Raw genomic sequence first — 17,258 nt, forward strand, 5'->3', positions numbered from 1 at the left:
CGTTTTAAACCTTACGAAACACCAAAGTAGCATTGGTACCGCCAAAGCCGAATGAGTTGGACATGGCGACATTAATCCTCATGTTACGCGCAATATTGGGCACATAATCCATATCACAAGCCTCATCCTGCTCGAAAATATTTATGGTGGGTGGGGCAATCTGATGATAAATACCGAGTGCGGAAAATATAGCCTCTACCCCACCCGCAGCACCCAGTAAATGCCCTGTCATGGATTTGGTGGAACTAACCTTGACCTTCATCGCGTGTTCGCCCAGGCAGCGCTTCATTGCCATGGTTTCAGCCAAGTCGCCCAGCGGGGTGGAAGTGCCATGCGCATTAATATAATCCACCTGATCCACATTAAGGCCGGCATTACGCAAGGCATTATTCATACAACGCGCGGCACCCTCGCCATCCTCGCGCGGTGCGGTCATGTGGTATGCATCGGCACTCATACCATAACCTGCCACCTCGGCGTAAATTTTCGCACCGCGGGATTTAGCATGTTCATATTCTTCCAGCACTAAAACCCCAGCACCTTCTCCCATCACAAAACCATCGCGTCCTTTGTCCCATGGACGGCTAGCGGTAGCAGGATCGTCATTGCGGGTGGAAAGTGCTCGTGCAGATGCAAACCCTCCTAACGCAAGCGCGCAAACTGACCCTTCCGAACCACCCGCGATCATAATATCGGCATCACCATATTCGATCAACCGGGCAGATTCACCTATGCAATGAGTGGCTGTGGAGCAGGCGGTCACCATGGACAGATTAGGCCCTTTAAAACCATACATGATGGACAAATTACCAGAAATCATGTTAATAATTGTACCCGGAATAAAGAACGGTGAAATCTTGCGGGGACCCGCCGCCAGATAGTCATTATGACTATTTTCAATCATCGGCAGCCCGCCGATACCAGATCCAATATTGACACCGATGCGTTCGGCGTTTTGTTCAGTTACCTCGATCCCGGCATCCTTAATTGCCTCCATACCAGCCGCCAAGCCGTAATGAATAAATACATCCATACGTCGAGCATCCTTGGCAGAGAGGAATTTGTCCACATCAAACCCTTTCACCTCTCCCGCAATCTTCGATGAAAACAAGCTGGCATCAAAACGAGTGATGCGAGTAATGCCTGATTTACCATCAACGATATTTTGCCATGCTTGGGTAATTCCTGTACCAACGGGCGAAACAATACCCAGGCCAGTAATGACGACTCTGCGTTTTGCCAAACCAAACTCCGTTATTTTAGGGGAAAAGCGAAAAGATGAATTACTTAGGATGATCGTTAACGTAATCGATTGCCTGTTGCACCGTAGTTATTTTTTCAGCGTCTTCGTCTGGAATTTCACACTCGAACTCTTCTTCCAGCGCCATCACCAGCTCAACCGTGTCCAATGAATCGGCACCCAGATCATTAACGAACGAGGACTCTTTCTTCACTTCAGTCTCGTTTACACCGAGTTGTTCAGCAACGATTTTTTTAACGCGTTGTTCGATATTAGACATGTAACTCTCCCTACTCTGGTTAAAGTTCAAAAAGCCTCGGCATTCTACCAAACTTACCTCAAATTCCCAACTACCGGCCTATTTCAATACGAAATGTGTTCTGACGAGTAGTCGTATTTCTACCGAGGAATAAGTCTTAAATTGAATAATCGATGGATGTAAATTCAAAAGTCCCCGTATCAATCCGAACAAAAAAGGTGAACCATACTTACTCCCGCCAGCGCACTCTCTTTTGTAATCCACTACGTGGTTGAATCAGAAGTTTTTTTTCGCAAATCGAGCAGCCACAGCACGTAGCCAGATAGGGCGTAGCACAAAAAAAGCAGAAACAGTACTCCGGGCGGATAACTGGAAATCAGTATAAAAAATAACGCAACCAGGATAATTACGATAAACGGCACGCTCTTGCGCATATTGAAATCTTTAAAACTGTAGAAGCGCACGTTGCTCACCATACTCAAACCGGCAAACACCGTAAGAATTACAGCATACCAACGCGCCTCTTGACCGCTAAAATGATTGTCCAGCATCACCCAAACGAAACCTGCGATCACCGCGGCAGCTGCAGGGCTGGGCAACCCTTGAAAAAATCGCTTATCTACCGTTTCAATATTAGCGTTGAAACGTGCCAGCCGTAACGCCGTACCAGCGCAATAAATAAAAGCTGCGAACCAACCCAACTTACCTAAGTCCTTGAACGCCCATTCATACATCAGCAAAGAGGGCGCCACACCGAACGAGACCATGTCGGACAGGCTATCATATTCCGCTCCAAATTCACTTTGGGTGCGGGTCAATCGCGCCACGCGACCATCCAGACCATCTAGTACCATAGCAATAAAAATTGCTACGGCAGCAAATTCAAATTTGCTATTCATTGCCTGCACGATGGCATAAAAACCGGCAAACAGCGCCGCTGTAGTCAATAAGTTGGGCAGCAGGTAGATACTGCGCCTGCGCAGATTCATCGGCTTTCTGTCATTCAGGTCGTCAACCATGATTTTGAAAGATTCTCATCATATTGGCCTTTAGCTCTTGGCCAAAACCGCCAGTATCGTAGTAGTTGCGTATACTTTATCACCAATAGACACTTTTATGGCGGCCGTCAGTGGCAAATACACGTCCACGCGTGAGCCAAAGCGGATGAATCCATATCGCTGACCACGTGTCAGAACAGCGCCTTCTTGTACGTAACACAGGATACGACGTGCGATCAGCCCGGCCACCTGCACGCTGGTTACGTCTTGCCCATCTCCTCTTTTAATACATATGGCATTTCGCTCATTTTCCAGCGAAGCCTTAGCCAGATCAGCATTCACGAACTTGCCAGGGAAATATTGGATGCGCTTCACCAGGCCATCTATCGGACTGCGATTGGAATGTACATTAAATACATTCATGAACACGCTGATCTTGACAGCATCACGCTGCACATAGGGATCCTGAGTGCGCTCCACCGCCACAATGCGACCATCAGCAGGTGATAACACTGCATCTGCATCTTGTGGGATTTCACGTGGCGGATCGCGGAAAAATTGCAACACAAACAATGCCATCAGCCAAAACGGTAGCGACCACACCCCGCCACCTAAATATGATACCAAACTAGCGATGAATACGGCGATGGCCAAGAATGGCCATCCCTCGCGTGCGATGATTGGATGGGGGTAATTAGGCATTAGAAGGGAGGAACGAAAATTGGATTTTTAGAAACTAAGGATTGTAGAACAAGAATCGTGCAGCTTAGGATTGAGAGCGGCCCAGCACTCATTATTCAAACTCTCAATCCCAGCCCCACCATCCCTAGTTCTTGCTTTGGTCAACCAGCTTATTTTTGCTGATCCAAGGCATCATGGCTCGCAGTTGGGCGCCTACTGTTTCGATCGGATGCTTGGCGTTAAGACGGCGACGTGCTGTCATCTCAGGGTAGTTGGTACGGCCTTCCAGAATGAACTGTTTGGCATACTTACCCGTTTGGATATCCTTCAAACAGTTACGCATGGCCTCCTTGGTGTCATCGGTAATAATCTTAGGACCTGTGACGTACTCGCCATATTCCGCATTATTTGAAATGGAATAGTTCATATTGGCGATGCCGCCTTCATACATCAAATCCACTATTAACTTCAATTCATGCAGGCATTCGAAATAAGCCATTTCTGGCGCGTAGCCCGCTTCTACCAGAGTTTCAAATCCCGCCTTTACCAGTTCCACGGCACCACCACACAACACGGCCTGCTCGCCAAACAGATCTGTTTCCGTTTCTTCACGGAAATCAGTCTCGATCACTCCTCCCTTGGTGCCACCAATGGCTGCGGCGTAAGAAAGTGCAATGTTTTTGGCCTTACCGGACTTGTCCTGATATACAGCAATCAAAGATGGCACACCGCCGCCCTTCAAGTATTCGGAGCGAACCGTGTGACCGGGGCCTTTTGGCGCTATCATGATTACATCCAAATCGGCACGTGGAATGACTTGATTATAATGAATGTTAAAGCCGTGGGCGAACGCCAAAGTAGCGCTCGTCTTCATGTTTGGCGCAACTTCAGTGTTATAAACATCAGGGATATTCTCATCAGGCAACAGCATCATGACCACATCGGCACCCTTCACCGCCGTCGCGACTTCCATAACCTTATGTCCAGCCGCTTCTGCTTTCTTCCAGGAAGCGCCACTCTTACGCAGGCCGACGGTCACATTGACGCCAGATTCCTTTAAGTTCAAGGCATGAGCATGGCCTTGTGAGCCGTAGCCGATAATGGCCACTTCCTTGCCCTTGATTAGAGACAGGTCTGCATCTTTGTCGTAATAAACTTTCATGTTGGCCTCTTTAAAAATAATCATAAAGTTAAAAATTAAAGTTTTAAAATTCGATCGCCGCGTCCGATACCGGACGCACCAGTACGCACCGTTTCCAGAATTAAAGTGCGGTCTATGGCTTGCAAAAAGCTTTCCAGCTTGTGACCGGTGCCGGTTAATTCAATGGTGTAAGTTTTATCAGATACATCAATAATGCACCCACGGAAAATATCCGTCATGCGCTTCATCTCCTCACGCACCGCACCCACCGCATGCACTTTCACCAACATTAACTCGCGCTCCAGATGTTCGCCTTCGCTGAGGTCCATCACCGCGACTACCTCAATCAGCTTGTTAAGCTGCTTGTAAATCTGCTCGATCACTTCGTCAGAACCACTGGTTACTATAGTCATGCGCGACAGAGTGGCATCTTCTGTGGGCGCCACAGTGAGAGACTCAATGTTGTAGCCGCGCGCTGAAAACAACCCGGAAACACGCGACAAGGCGCCCGCCTCATTTTCCATCAACAAGGAAATAATATGCCGCATCACAAATCCTCCGCCAGAATCACTTCAGACAAGCCCTTGCCACCCTGTACCATGGGAAACACATTTTCAGTCTGGTCTGTTATGAAATCCATGAATACCAGTTGTTGCTTACGCTCAAAGGCTTCTTTCAATGCAGGTTCCACATCTGATGGTTTCTCAATACGCATACCAACATGCCCATAAGCTTCCGCCAGTTTCACAAAATCGGGCAGCGCATCCATGTAGGATTCGGCATAACGGTTGCCATGGAAGAACTGCTGCCACTGGCGCACCATCCCTAGATAACGGTTATTTAACATGATAATTTTGAGCGGCAATTGAAATTGTTTACAGGTGGAAAGCTCCTGAATACACATTTGAATACTGCCTTCACCAGTAACGCAAGCTACATGCGCATTAGGATGAGCAAGTTGCACGCCCATTGCGGCGGGCAAACCGAAGCCCATGGTGCCCAGCCCGCCGGAGTTAATCCAGCGACGCGGTTTATCAAATTTGTAGTACTGCGCCGCCCACATCTGATGCTGTCCAACGTCAGACGTAATGAAGGCATCGCCCTGGGTAACTTCATACAGTTTTTCGATTACGAACTGTGGCTTAATTATTTCATCCGAATTTTTGTAGACTAAGCTATTCTTGCCGCGCCATTCTTTGATTTGCGCCCACCACGGCGCAATCGCTTGCTGATCGGGCTTTTCCTGGCTACCGTGCAATTCCGCCAGCAGATCGTTCAACACATGAGCCACATCGCCGACGATAGGCAAATCCACCTTCACCCGCTTGGAAATTGAGGAAGGGTCAATGTCAATGTGAATGATCTTGCGTTTTTCTTGATTAAAGTGCTTTACATTGCCAACCACGCGATCATCAAAACGTGCTCCCACAGCCAGCAACACATCACAATACTGCATCCCCATGTTGGCCTCGTACGTGCCATGCATGCCCAACATTCCAACAAATTGCTTATCTGTCGCCGGATAGCCACCCAAACCCATCAAAGTGTTGGTACAGGGAAAACCCAACCAACGCACCAATTCGGTCAATTGCTTAGACGCATCAGCCAAGATCACGCCACCGCCCGCATAAATCATTGGTCGTTTGGCTGCCAGGAGCAACTTCACGGCACACTTGACCTGCTCCAGGTCACTATGCTGCGCCGGATTGTAAGAGCGGATGCTCACGGATGATGGATAACTGAATTCCGTCTTTTGATTGGATATATCTTTCGGAATATCCACCAGTACTGGCCCAGGGCGGCCGCTTTTGGCGAGATAGAAGGCCTTTTTAATGGTGCTGGCGATTTCCTTTACATCTTTGACCAAAAAATTATGCTTCACGCAAGGCCGCGTTATGCCAACAGTATCCACCTCCTGAAAAGCATCTTCGCCGATGGCATAAGTCGGCACTTGGCCACTGATAATTACTATAGGAATAGAATCCATATAGGCAGTGGCAATACCTGTGACTGCATTGGTTACCCCAGGGCCAGAGGTCACTAACGCGACCCCCACTTTATCAGTAGAACGTGCATACCCGTCGGCGGCATGCACTGCAGCTTGCTCGTGGCGAACTAGTATATGTTTAACCTGATCCTGAGTGAACAACGCATCGTAAATGTGCAAAACTGCACCGCCAGGGTATCCGAACACATATTCAGCCCCCTCTTCCTGCAAACATCTAATAGTTATTTCCGCGCCCGTCAGTTCCATGTCAAACTACCTTAGCAAACAATAATTAAAGAACCGTGCAAGATAAAGGTTAGACGCATTTTGGTCAACCCCCTGCCAGAACGGGATTAACAATTATCTATTGATTTATGATGAAATTTGTTAGCATGGATCACTCATTAATTTAGTAGGACGTCTATGAAAATTAAAAAAATCATCCCAATTGCAGTGTTGCTCTAAAATTTACTTGCTTACATATCAAAAACATTTAGCGCCGTGTAATTTTTTGGCACCTTGAATTTAGAATTTGGGTAACGATTGAATTTCAATATTACCCAGTAGCTATCACCCATCAGGGGAGCATTTCAAACTGGCCAGCCACGACGAACTTTCCAGATTTCTCGCTGAAACCGAACGCCGCGCTTACAAACAAGCATTGTTCGCGATACGTAACGAACATGTGGCGCTAGATATCGTACAGGACTCTATGCTTAAGCTTGCCGAAAAATATGGCGGTAAACCTGTAAATGAGCTGCCCATGTTATTTCAGCGTATCCTGCAAAACACTATTCGCGACCATTGCAGAAGGCAGAAAGTGCGCTCCAGATGGGTTTCGCTGATGTCCTCGCTGATTCCACAGCACGAGGAGGCTGAATATGACCCTCTGGATAGCCTTCAGGACGAAGACAACAACAGCCAAGGACTTGCTCCTGAGGCATCTTTTGAACAATCCCAACTTATTGCTCTGATTGAAGAAGCATTAATCATTCTCCCAGCACGTCAACGAGAGGCCTTCCTGTTGCGTTATTGGGAGGATATGGATACTACAGAAACGGCGGCGATCATGGGTTGCTCGGAAGGTAGCGTCAAAACACACTGTTCACGCGCTACCCATAGCCTCGCAGCCATCTTGAGGAAAAAAGGAGTTCACTTGCCATGAAAAAAGAGGAACTGAACCATGAAAATATCAAGCAGTTGCTTAACCACTCCGTCGCACAACTCGAACGACCTACGCTAACACGCCTGCACCACGCACGGAAACAAGCCATGGCACGCTATACTACACGTAGTGTTGAGCCGGTATTTGCCCGAGCTGGGCATGCCATATGGCAAGCCTTCGGTACTCAACACAAGTCGCGCTTGTGGGCTACCACTTTGCTGGTTGCGATTATTTTGTTCAGTGCTACAGCTTATTGGAATCAAATTACAAAATCGGATACAACCGACGTAGATATCGCCATTCTGACTGGTGATTTGCCCATACACTTTTACGTTGACTGATACAAATCATGTACCTAATCCGCCATCGCCTGCTCACATTCAGCGTCGCCATACTTTTGTTTCTGCCAGCAATAGCTGGGGCACAGGCATGGTATAATCTCACCCCAGTGCAACGAGAAGCACTGGCTCCGCTCTCTAAAGAATGGAATGCACTGCAACCACAGCAGCAGCAGCGTCTCATCAATTTGGCGAAACACTACCCACAGCTTGATGCAGTACAGAAACAACGCCTGCATAACAGGTTGGAAAAATGGAGCAAACTAACGCCTGAACAGCGTAACCGTGCCCGCGAAAAATTCCAGGCATTTAGCAAAGTTCCTCTGGAAAAACGCGAACAGGTCAAACAAATGATCCGCCAACAAGAAGCTGAAAAATTGAGCATGCCTGCTGTAAACCCTGTATTAACCAACACGCCATAAAATTTATAGTCATGCTTCCTAATGATGAATTCTGGGTGCACACTGCAACAACTCGATTACACGGATTTACATTGATATGAAGTGAGGTGCGCTGAAAAAATGAAATCCAATGCTTCTATAATTTCGCTTTCAAACTGTCTATTTCACTTTTGTTGCTTACCCATAGGTGCAGCTGCAATTTTTAAGCTGTTTGGCGTAGCAGTTCTAGCGCCATGAATTTTAAGCCCCCTGTTTTTTAACTTCATACGTTTCTTTTATAAGCTAATTTACATTGATGAAAGTAATAAAGCCCCTATTTATAGAGGCTTTATTTTTAATACCTTACAAAACAGTCGCAGGTGTTTCAGAACGGTATGTCATCATCGAAATTATCGAAACCACCGCTCTTAACTGGTGCCGGTTTATTGGCAGCAAGTGCACCAGCTGACGATGATGCAGCTGGTTTATCCACCATGTCAAAATTACCACTGCCCGATTTGCTGGACAGCATCTGCATCTCATTAACAATGATATCGGTGGTGTAACGATCCTTGCCTTCCTTGTCCTGCCATTTACGCGTGGCAAGCTTACCCTCAACGTAAATCATTGAACCTTTCTTCAGAAATTCTCCGGCAATTTCTGCCAGGCGACGGTAGAAAGTCAAGTTATGCCATTCTGTTTTTTCCTGTTTCTCGCCGCTTTTGTCCTTCCAGTTTTCTGAGGTAGCCAACGTGGCATTGGTCACTGCTTCGCCATTGGGCATGTAACGCGTTTCCGGATCTTTGCCCAGCCGCCCTACTAAAATCACTTTGTTTACCGACATATCATTCCCCTTTCACTAAATTTTCTACCGCGGCTTCGTCAAAGCCACTCATATCTACTTTAAGGCAAGCCATACATTCGGCTGGCACCACCATTACCTCGCGCACCCCATTTAATTGCGCCAAGCGTTGTTGCAAAACAGCGCCCGCACGCCCATCCATTTCAGGCAACGGGTACATTTTAGTACGCACCGCTGCGGGCGGCTGCATGGTGCTGGCAACTAGCAACCACAACAATAACAAACCTACCGCAAATGCAAACACAGCATTACCGCCAACATATTGCATCAGAAAACCGCCCGCCATCGCACCAAAGAATGCGCCGAGAAATTGCACGCTGCTATATACGCCCATCGCCGTTCCCTTGGCCGCCAGCGGGGCAATCTTGCTGATCATTGACGGCAATGTCGCCTCCAATACGTTAAATGCGGTGAAGAACAGCAACAGCGACACCATCACACCCCATACACTGCCCTGCATCAGCATTAATGATAATTGCCCTAGCGCTGCCAGTGCAATCGCGCCCATAAACACTTGCTTCATCTTTGCTTTTTTCTCGGCGACAATGATGGGCGGCACCATCAATATGAGGGCTAGCAACATAACCGGCAGATATACTTGCCAATGTTGCACAACCTCCAGCCCATTATTTTTCAGCACGAATGGCACTTGCATGAATACCGACATTAGAATCGCGTGCAAGGAAAAAATACCGAAATCGAGTCGCAGCAAATCTTTGTTTCGCAGCACATCGCCAAATCGCTTGCTGCTCGCCCCGGAACCAGAATGGAAGCGCGTGATGGCCGGATTTGGAATTACAAAGGCCACAAACAGCATGGCCAGAAGCGCCAATACGCCGGTTAGCGCAAAAATTCCGGGCACGTCTATTGCTTGATACAACATTGGTGCCAGCACCAGTGATATCGAAAATGTAATACCAATAGTGATTCCTATCATCGCCATCGACTTGGTGCGGACTTCCTCACGCGTCAGGTCAGCCGTTAGCGCCATCACGGCAGCATTGATTGCTCCCGCGCCCTGGATCGCACGACCGGCGATGACCCAATAGATATTGTCCGCCGAAGCTGCGATGAAACTGCCGATAGCGAATAGAAGAAGCCCAGCATAGATCACCGGTTTGCGCCCGTAATGGTCGGACATCCAGCCAGCTGGGATTTGCAATACAGCCTGGGTCAAGCCGTAAGCACCGAGGGCAATGCCAATCAGGACATGACTTTCACCGCCGGGCAGTCGTTCGGCGGCGTACAGCGCAAATACCGGCAGAATGATGAACAGCCCCAGCATGCGCAAGCCGTAAATACCGGCTAAGCCCATGCTGGCGCGACGCTCAAGTGGTGTCATTGAATCAGGTGTGTATTCCATATTGAAGTATTGAAAGCGCAAAAAATCGCGTATATTAGCAGGTTTAGCGCAACCTACGGTAACCGGCATGGACAGCATTAAAATACGTGGCGCACGCACGCACAACCTGAAAAACATCAGCCTCGATTTGCCGCGCAATCAACTTGTGGTCATCACCGGATTGTCGGGTTCCGGCAAGTCTTCCCTCGCCTTTGACACGTTGTATGCCGAGGGGCAACGACGCTATGTCGAATCGCTTTCCGCTTACGCACGCCAGTTTTTGCAACTAATGGCAAAACCGGATGTGGACTTGATAGAGGGCTTGTCACCTGCCATCGCTATTGAGCAAAAAGCCACGTCGCATAACCCGCGTTCCACTGTTGGCACGGTAACGGAAATTCACGATTACCTGCGCCTACTGTTTGCACGCGCGGGCGATCCCTATTGCCCGCAGCATGATCTGATATTACAGGCCCAAAGCGTTGGGCAGATGGTGGACCATGTGCTGCAACTGCCGCAAGACACGCGCATTATGATTCTTTCTCCATTGGTCATTGAGCGCAAAGGCGAACAAGTTGATTTGTTTAATGAGCTACGTGCACAAGGTTTCATGCGACTGCGCGTAAACGGCACGGTGTATGAGATAGATAAGCTGCCCGCGCTGGCAAAGAACAAGAAACACACTGTTGAGATTGTGGTAGATCGGCTGAAAGCCAGCCCAGACAACCAGCAGCGCCTGGCAGAATCATTCGAGACCGCATTGCGCCATGCCGAGGGGCGCGCATTGGCAGTGGAAATGGACAGCGGCGAAGAACATATATTTTCTGCCAAATTTGCCTGCCCAATCTGCAACTATTCGTTGCCAGAACTAGAACCACGCTTATTTTCGTTCAACAATCCAATGGGAGCCTGCCCAAAATGCGATGGGTTAGGCAGCATCAGCTTCTTCGATCCAAAACGGATTGTCGCTTTTCCACAATTATCGTTAAGTTCTGGGGCAATTAAAGGATGGGATCGGCGCAACCAGTTTTATTACCAGATGCTGGACAGCTTGGCCAAGTATTACGATTTTGATCTGGAACGTCCGTTCGAAAGCCTGCCAGAAAAAACACAACAGATTATTTTGTACGGTAGCGGCAAGGAAGAAATCCCATTCAGCTATCTCAACGAGCGCGGCAAACCCACACTACGCGAGCATACATTCGAAGGCATTATCAATAATCTGGAGCGGCGTTACAAGGAAACCACATCACCTACCGTGCGCGAGGAGCTGGCGAAACATCTCAACACCTGCATCTGCCCTGAATGCAAAGGTACGCGCCTGCGCCTGGAAGCCCGCAATGTGCGCATCGCAGGCCATGCCATTTACGAACTAAGTGCATTACCCTTGAAGCAGGCGCTCACTTTCTTCCAACAGGTGAAGCTACCAGGTCACAAGCAGGCCATCGCGGAAAGAATCGTGCATGAAATCGCCAGCCGCCTGACCTTCCTCAACAACGTCGGCCTGGAATATCTATCGCTAGATCGTTCGGCAGAGACCTTATCAGGTGGTGAATCACAACGCATCCGCCTAGCCTCGCAAATTGGCTCCGGTCTGACCGGTGTGATGTATGTATTAGACGAACCTTCCATCGGCCTGCATCAGCGTGACAATGATCGTTTGCTGGGCACGCTGAAACGCCTGCGCGACATGGGCAACAGTGTAATCGTGGTAGAACATGACGCGGATGCTATCCAGGCTGCCGACCACGTGGTGGACATGGGTCCAGGCGCGGGCGAGCACGGGGGCATGATCGTCGCGCAAGGCACGCCGCAAGAAGTGTGCGCCAACAAGCAATCGCTGACAGGTGATTACCTTTCCGGGCGGCGTAACATTGAAACACCCAAAAACTATCTCTCACCCGATCCGGAACGCATGCTGCAAATTCAAGGCGCATGCGGCAACAACCTGAAGCAGGTTACGCTTAATTTGCCTGTTGGCCTGCTGGTATGCGTAACAGGCGTGTCCGGTTCCGGCAAGTCAACCCTCATCAATGACACGCTGTATCACGCCGTCGCGCAACACTTGTATGGAAGCAACACCGAACCAGCACCATATGTCAAAATCGACGGGCTGGAATTTTTTGACAAGGTCATTAACGTTGACCAGTCGCCCATTGGACGCACCCCTCGATCCAACCCCGCCACCTACACCGGCCTGTTCACGCCCATCCGCGAACTATTCGCCGGAGTGCCGCAATCGCGCGAGCGCGGCTATGGCCCGGGGCGCTTCTCGTTCAACGTAAAAGGCGGACGTTGCGAATCATGCCAGGGCGATGGCGTGATCAAGGTCGAAATGCATTTCTTGCCTGACCTCTATGTGCCATGCGACGTATGCCATAGCATGCGCTACAACCGCGAAACGCTCGAGGTACAATACAAGGGTCGAAACATCCACCAGATTTTGAAGATGACAGTGGAACATGCGCATGAGTTTTTCAAGCCGGTACCAATCATCGCACGCAAACTACAAACTATGCTCGACGTGGGGCTAGGCTACATTACATTGGGGCAAAGCGCCACGACGCTATCCGGCGGTGAAGCACAACGTATCAAATTATCGCTTGAACTTTCCAAGCGCGACACCGGACGGACGCTGTATATCTTAGACGAGCCCACAACCGGCCTGCATTTTCATGATATCGCTTTGCTTCTGAAAGTTATTCAGAAACTGCGTGACCAAGGAAACACCGTAGTAGTAATCGAACATAACCTCGACGTAATAAAAACCGCCGACTGGATCATAGACCTTGGACCTGAAGGCGGAGATGGCGGGGGGGATATCATCGCACAAGGTTCGCCAAATGACATTGCCGCCAATCCGCAAAGCGTTACTGGCACTTACCTGAAACAGATGTTGAAAATAACCAGACAATAGGAGATTAGTTCCATCAATCACTCGTCCCCTGATTCATTCTTCATTACGTCAAATCACACTCCATCCGCAGTACATTACATCCACAAAACCACATGATCTCCGGCATTAGCCAGGGATCTATTGCTACAGCGTATCAAAGGTAAAGACAACATATCGCGATCAAATTTTAAGCTCTAAACAAGAAGAATAGAAAGCCATTAAATCGTAGTACAAAAGTATCAATTTTTTTTGCAATACTCACCAATATTATGTTACCCTGACCCAGCTGTTAGAAGTTTCTAAGAGCCCCCGCGGACGGTACGAGTGGGTTTATCTTTTTTATTTATTTACTTAGAGGAGTAATAATTATGCGCAGAGTTAACTCACTGGCACTACTGCTTGCTATTAGTTCCCCGGCTGCCATGGCATATGACGGCCCACATGCTCAATACAATTTTCTCCCCCCGGCCGGCTCGTTTGCACCCGATCCCCAAGCCGGCAGTCTGCATCCAGAAAGGCAAGTCGCCATACCGGGCAACTATCCTCCCGGCGGCGGTGAAGCAGCCCCTAAATACCAATATGAAACCCAAGGTCAATATAACATCGGGAAACATCATTTAGAGCAATGGCAAAAAGAAGAAGGCGGTGCCGGTCAAGCCAGTTATCATGGTAAACAACCCACCAAATATACCCCAGACTTTAAAACCGCTGTTCCATATGTAGATGGCAAACCCCTTTACGATACAGACTTTAACGAATCCTGGGCGGGGGACAGAGCGAATGGTACTGGAGGCTGTATTGCCAGTGGAGCTCCGTATTGCGTATCTCCGATAGAAACGGGTCTAGGTTATCATTCTGAAGAAACCAATGCGAGCAAAACTTATACTCAAATTCACGGCGTCAATAATGGTGATCCAAGAGGAACGGGTTCAGTTGTAACAATGAATGCAGTCGTAGAAAATACTGATTCCAAAGCAGGTACAAAACCGGCAAAGATCAGGCTTCAATACGCAATAGTACCCGGCGGGAACTTTGTAGATACTACTCGTCAACCTCAAAATGCCGGTTACACAAAGTTAGCTCCTGAAGGTACATACCGTTATCAATCGCCAACCATTCTATACAATGATGAGCATGGGCATCTGTTTATAGATGGCAAGCATTTTTCCGGGATACATTTGTTAAACGGTAGCTATGGCTACACGATTGGTCTGGATCTGCTCGCACCAGGAAAACACGACATCTGTATCAAGATAGTAGATGAGTTTCATGAAGTGGTCGATATGGGAACGCAAGCTTGCGTTGCAGTTACAGTTTAAAGCGAATTTATTGTATTTGTAAAATACTTGAACTATGCCGTCCGTATAGTGCATGTATTTTCTGTAAAACTTGGGTACCGTCGCTTAATGAACGGTACCCACTTTATACAAAAATACTAGCTTAAATTAATTGCGAAACAGCTTTTTATCAAGCATATTTGGAATAATAAAAAAGCCAGCTTAAGCTGGCTTTTTTATTATTCCAAATTATTACATCTTCACTCACCAATAAAATTGGCTAATATTAGCATTGATCCTTTTTCCACCTTAAACTCTCACCTGATTAGCCACAATGTTCAGCCGCGCGAATGAGGCGCACAGGATAGGGCGAAGTGACGGATGATGCCGAAGCAGTCTGACCAGAATGACAGACAGGTCGAAGCGGCGGTTGAATCGATATTGAAACTCGGCGAGATAACGATGGGCGTACTTGGAGAAATCGAACGCATGGTAGGTTCCAGAGAACATCGTCTTCAGATTGCCTAAGAGGGTATTGACCGCGCGAAATTGCTCCAGCTTTACGCAGGCAGTACTGCCGCCGGTGACGGTGCGCTCGTGAGTGGCTCCAGATTCTGTGACGGCTCGGAAGCACCCCAATCCATCGGAAATGACATTAACCGACGCGCACAGCGATTTCTTCGCCCACTGGGCAATCGCGTCTTTGGTAAATTTCAGCCTGGTCAGGCAAACGAACAGCGGATGGCCAGTTTCAGTGGTCTGCACCGCAGCGATGAAGGGCACCTTGTTCTCCGAGCCCCGGCCGCTCTTGCCGCCGGGCAACTCCCCACCCAGATAAGCGTCGTCGATCTCAACGCGACCGTCGAGCTGGCGCGATTCTTCCCGCACCGTCATGACTTGCATCAGCTTGTGTTTCAACAGCCAGGCGGTCTTGTAGCGCACCCCCAAATGACGTTTGAGTTCCAGCGCCGATATGCTGTTCTTCGATTGACTCAACAGATGCATACCCAAAAACCAGTGGGTCAGGGGCAGCTTCGTGGCGTGGAAAATCGTCCCGCAGATTGCAGTGGTCTGTTCCCGGCACATCGAACACTGCCAGTAATGCAGTCCCTTGCGCTCGAAGGTGCTATGGTGCGTACCGCCCGCACTTCGGACAAACAAACCCGGCAGGCCAGCGCGAAGCAACCAATGCTGCGTAGCATTTATCCTCCGTTCCGTAATTTTCCATGAATCCAGTCATCGACAGACCTTTTTGAAACTGAATCTTGTTGATCCCCATCGCGCATCTCCTCTTGTCGGTATGCGCTTATTATCCGCCTCTACAGGCTCACCACATGAGCCTGTAGAGTTTCGTGGCTAATCAGGAACTCTCATGAAATCGTCGATTGCCCACACTAACCTTTAGAATAATCTAAACTTGATTCCAACACGCTTATACAACCCGTAAATTTTATATCACTCACTGGTGAGCTACTTATATTTTTAATATGCGCTCCTCTTATCTCACCCTTTAAGAAGGTCCAATATAAAGACAGCTCGCCACTCTAAATTCACTTATACAAACTGTACTTTACAATAAAGTTCACTAAATGCAGAAAAAAATAATCGTCATTTTTCCAAGCGTAAATAAGCAAATCATCCTTTCAGCCTATCCGTTTAACATGTTATATTGATGAAGTTGCTAAAAGCAGATAACATCACCCCGAGTAATATAAATAATGTTTTTTATCTATACATTTCAAGGAGAAAAACTATGCGCATACTTAAACCACTAATAATATCGTTTTTTTTGGGTAGCTACGTTCCAGTCGTTGTAGCAGCTGATGCTTCAGTAACGATTTCATCACCCATTGATGGAGCAAAAATAAGTAAAAAATCGAAAATCGAAGTTTCCTACGAGGTAGCACCCGGTCCGAATGGCGATCATGTACATTTATACTTGGATGACAAGGAAGCGGTGGTAATACGCAAACTAAAAAGTACCTACACAGTAGAACCGCTGGATCCGGGAAAACACACCATATGCATCAAAATAGTTAACAAGGGGCATACTCCCATTGGAAGCCAAGCATGCACCAACATTAACGTAATCTAACAGCATGATCGTTATGGAAAACCTGAACTACGCCGTAGTACAGGTGGTGCATAATTTCGGTGCCGTTGCTGTTATGGGCGGCGCCGCATTTGCATTATATCCAGGAACAACTGCTCTACACCGCAAACTTGCTTGGCTAGTTGGATTCGGATGGATAACTCAAGCAATGAGCGGCATGAGCTTTGCTGCAGTCAGCTATCATTACTACGACAAACTTCCAGACATCCATGGCATTGCTATGGCTGCGTTGCTTATTAAAATGTTATGTGCAGTCTCCGGGGTGAGCATCGTCATAATTTACCTACGCTATTCTACTACTCTGACCATAGAGCGTCGACATTTCGCATGGCAACTGCTCGCAATGCTTGGTCTAACAGCATTGACCGCAGCGGCCTTTTTACGCTGGTTTTCTTAACCCATCTTTAACACCCTACCTATGAGAAACTCAAGTCATACATTGAGTAAACAATATATCAAGCCCAACATTACGTTCGGCAACTCGATAGGTAAGCCGAAGAAACCTTGATAATGAAGCAGCACGGCATTTGCAAGGCACGCGTTCGATGTTTCTTCAAAACCATTTTTAACCGATCAAAA

At 48.0% G+C, this 17,258-nt stretch carries 16 protein-coding genes and 1 pseudogene; 7 read left to right on the top strand and 10 right to left on the bottom strand.

The genetic code is table 11. From position 1 onward, the window contains the following. Positions 1-4: 4 nt before the first annotated feature. The 7 genes from fabF to MKZ32_RS13750 all read right to left on the bottom strand — a co-directional run bounded on the left by fabF (position 5) and on the right by MKZ32_RS13750 (position 6,573). The gene (fabF, locus tag MKZ32_RS13720; RefSeq protein WP_239797785.1) at positions 5-1,243 is read right to left on the bottom strand and encodes a beta-ketoacyl-ACP synthase II; all 1,239 of its coding nucleotides are present in this window, start codon (positions 1,241-1,243) and stop codon (positions 5-7) included. A 40-nt stretch (positions 1,244-1,283) separates the two neighbouring features. Next, positions 1,284-1,520 carry an acyl carrier protein gene (gene acpP, locus MKZ32_RS13725; RefSeq protein WP_239797786.1) on the bottom strand — a complete coding sequence of 79 codons (237 nt, stop codon included), beginning with the start codon at positions 1,518-1,520 and terminating at the stop codon, positions 1,284-1,286. A 242-nt stretch (positions 1,521-1,762) separates the two neighbouring features. After that, a complete protein-coding gene (pssA, locus tag MKZ32_RS13730; protein ID WP_239797787.1) occupies positions 1,763-2,518 on the bottom strand; it encodes a CDP-diacylglycerol--serine O-phosphatidyltransferase in 756 nt (251 codons plus the stop codon). Between the two features lie 30 nt (positions 2,519-2,548). Then, positions 2,549-3,199: a phosphatidylserine decarboxylase gene (locus MKZ32_RS13735; protein WP_239797788.1), complete on the bottom strand. Its 651-nt coding sequence runs from the start codon at positions 3,197-3,199 to the stop codon at positions 2,549-2,551. A 124-nt stretch (positions 3,200-3,323) separates the two neighbouring features. After that, entirely contained in the window at positions 3,324-4,340 is a 1,017-nt protein-coding gene (ilvC, locus tag MKZ32_RS13740; protein WP_239797789.1) for a ketol-acid reductoisomerase, read from the bottom strand. 35 nt (positions 4,341-4,375) lie between these two features. Beyond that, on the bottom strand, positions 4,376-4,867 hold the full coding sequence (gene ilvN / locus MKZ32_RS13745) for an acetolactate synthase small subunit (RefSeq protein WP_239797790.1): 492 nt from the start codon (positions 4,865-4,867) through the stop codon (positions 4,376-4,378). Further along, positions 4,867-6,573 (bottom strand): acetolactate synthase 3 catalytic subunit, encoded by a 1,707-nt coding sequence (locus tag MKZ32_RS13750; RefSeq protein WP_239797791.1) that lies wholly within the window; start codon positions 6,571-6,573, stop codon positions 4,867-4,869. The genes ilvN and MKZ32_RS13750 overlap by 1 nt, the downstream gene beginning before the upstream one ends. A gap of 328 nt (positions 6,574-6,901) precedes the next feature. Here MKZ32_RS13750 and MKZ32_RS13755 point away from each other — a divergent pair, with 328 nt between their 5' ends. Genes MKZ32_RS13755 through MKZ32_RS13765 form a run of 3 tightly spaced genes read left to right on the top strand, consistent with a single transcriptional unit; the run spans position 6,902 to position 8,231 of the window. Next, positions 6,902-7,471, top strand: a complete 570-nt coding sequence (locus MKZ32_RS13755) for an RNA polymerase sigma factor (protein ID WP_239798166.1) — start codon at positions 6,902-6,904, stop codon at positions 7,469-7,471. After that, positions 7,468-7,812 carry a DUF3619 family protein gene (locus MKZ32_RS13760; protein WP_239797792.1) on the top strand — a complete coding sequence of 115 codons (345 nt, stop codon included), beginning with the start codon at positions 7,468-7,470 and terminating at the stop codon, positions 7,810-7,812. Before MKZ32_RS13755 ends, MKZ32_RS13760 begins: the two co-directional genes overlap by 4 nt. A gap of 8 nt (positions 7,813-7,820) precedes the next feature. After that, the gene (locus MKZ32_RS13765) at positions 7,821-8,231 is read left to right on the top strand and encodes a DUF3106 domain-containing protein (protein ID WP_239797793.1); all 411 of its coding nucleotides are present in this window, start codon (positions 7,821-7,823) and stop codon (positions 8,229-8,231) included. A gap of 343 nt (positions 8,232-8,574) precedes the next feature. On the opposite strand, the gene MKZ32_RS13770 is transcribed toward MKZ32_RS13765, so the two are convergent. Both MKZ32_RS13770 and MKZ32_RS13775 read right to left on the bottom strand, forming a co-directional pair. Further along, entirely contained in the window at positions 8,575-9,033 is a 459-nt protein-coding gene (locus MKZ32_RS13770; RefSeq protein WP_239797794.1) for a single-stranded DNA-binding protein, read from the bottom strand. A gap of 1 nt (position 9,034) precedes the next feature. Further along, positions 9,035-10,393, bottom strand: a complete 1,359-nt coding sequence (locus MKZ32_RS13775; protein WP_239798167.1) for an MFS transporter — start codon at positions 10,391-10,393, stop codon at positions 9,035-9,037. Between the two features lie 88 nt (positions 10,394-10,481). Between MKZ32_RS13775 and uvrA the strand changes: the two genes are divergently transcribed. Together uvrA and MKZ32_RS13785 are read left to right on the top strand one after the other, a co-directional pair. Next, a complete protein-coding gene (uvrA, locus tag MKZ32_RS13780; protein ID WP_239797795.1) occupies positions 10,482-13,310 on the top strand; it encodes an excinuclease ABC subunit UvrA in 2,829 nt (942 codons plus the stop codon). A 347-nt stretch (positions 13,311-13,657) separates the two neighbouring features. Beyond that, positions 13,658-14,608: a hypothetical protein gene (locus MKZ32_RS13785; RefSeq protein WP_239797796.1), complete on the top strand. Its 951-nt coding sequence runs from the start codon at positions 13,658-13,660 to the stop codon at positions 14,606-14,608. 283 nt (positions 14,609-14,891) lie between these two features. Here MKZ32_RS13785 and MKZ32_RS13790 read toward each other — a convergent pair. Then, positions 14,892-15,845, bottom strand: a pseudogene (locus tag MKZ32_RS13790) (IS1595 family transposase). Positions 15,846-16,319: 474 nt separating this feature from the next. On the opposite strand from MKZ32_RS13790, the gene MKZ32_RS13795 reads away from it, so the two are divergent. Together MKZ32_RS13795 and MKZ32_RS13800 are read left to right on the top strand one after the other, a co-directional pair. After that, positions 16,320-16,661 carry a hypothetical protein gene (locus tag MKZ32_RS13795; RefSeq protein ID WP_239797797.1) on the top strand — a complete coding sequence of 114 codons (342 nt, stop codon included), beginning with the start codon at positions 16,320-16,322 and terminating at the stop codon, positions 16,659-16,661. Between the two features lie 4 nt (positions 16,662-16,665). After that, positions 16,666-17,076, top strand: a complete 411-nt coding sequence (locus MKZ32_RS13800) for a hypothetical protein (RefSeq protein ID WP_239797798.1) — start codon at positions 16,666-16,668, stop codon at positions 17,074-17,076. Positions 17,077-17,258 lie beyond the last annotated feature (182 nt).

The sequence above is a fragment of the Candidatus Nitrotoga arctica genome, from assembly GCF_918378365.1.
Lineage (GTDB): Bacteria > Pseudomonadota > Gammaproteobacteria > Burkholderiales > Gallionellaceae > Nitrotoga > Nitrotoga arctica.

Excerpts from the sequence above, each read along its gene's own strand:
- uvrA (WP_239797795.1), top strand. The coding sequence starts at position 10,482 with ATGGACAGCATTAAAATACGTGGCGCACGCACGCACAACCTGAAAAAC.
- MKZ32_RS13775 (WP_239798167.1), bottom strand. The coding sequence starts at position 10,393 with ATGACACCACTTGAGCGTCGCGCCAGCATGGGCTTAGCCGGTATTTAC.
- MKZ32_RS13770 (WP_239797794.1), bottom strand. The coding sequence starts at position 9,033 with ATGTCGGTAAACAAAGTGATTTTAGTAGGGCGGCTGGGCAAAGATCCG.
- ilvN (WP_239797790.1), bottom strand. The coding sequence starts at position 4,867 with ATGCGGCATATTATTTCCTTGTTGATGGAAAATGAGGCGGGCGCCTTG.
- acpP (WP_239797786.1), bottom strand. The coding sequence starts at position 1,520 with ATGTCTAATATCGAACAACGCGTTAAAAAAATCGTTGCTGAACAACTC.
- pssA (WP_239797787.1), bottom strand. The coding sequence starts at position 2,518 with ATGGTTGACGACCTGAATGACAGAAAGCCGATGAATCTGCGCAGGCGC.
- MKZ32_RS13750 (WP_239797791.1), bottom strand. The coding sequence starts at position 6,573 with ATGGAACTGACGGGCGCGGAAATAACTATTAGATGTTTGCAGGAAGAG.
- MKZ32_RS13765 (WP_239797793.1), top strand. The coding sequence starts at position 7,821 with ATGTACCTAATCCGCCATCGCCTGCTCACATTCAGCGTCGCCATACTT.
- MKZ32_RS13795 (WP_239797797.1), top strand. The coding sequence starts at position 16,320 with ATGCGCATACTTAAACCACTAATAATATCGTTTTTTTTGGGTAGCTAC.
- MKZ32_RS13735 (WP_239797788.1), bottom strand. The coding sequence starts at position 3,199 with ATGCCTAATTACCCCCATCCAATCATCGCACGCGAGGGATGGCCATTC.
- MKZ32_RS13760 (WP_239797792.1), top strand. The coding sequence starts at position 7,468 with ATGAAAAAAGAGGAACTGAACCATGAAAATATCAAGCAGTTGCTTAAC.
- MKZ32_RS13785 (WP_239797796.1), top strand. The coding sequence starts at position 13,658 with ATGCGCAGAGTTAACTCACTGGCACTACTGCTTGCTATTAGTTCCCCG.
- ilvC (WP_239797789.1), bottom strand. The coding sequence starts at position 4,340 with ATGAAAGTTTATTACGACAAAGATGCAGACCTGTCTCTAATCAAGGGC.
- MKZ32_RS13800 (WP_239797798.1), top strand. The coding sequence starts at position 16,666 with ATGATCGTTATGGAAAACCTGAACTACGCCGTAGTACAGGTGGTGCAT.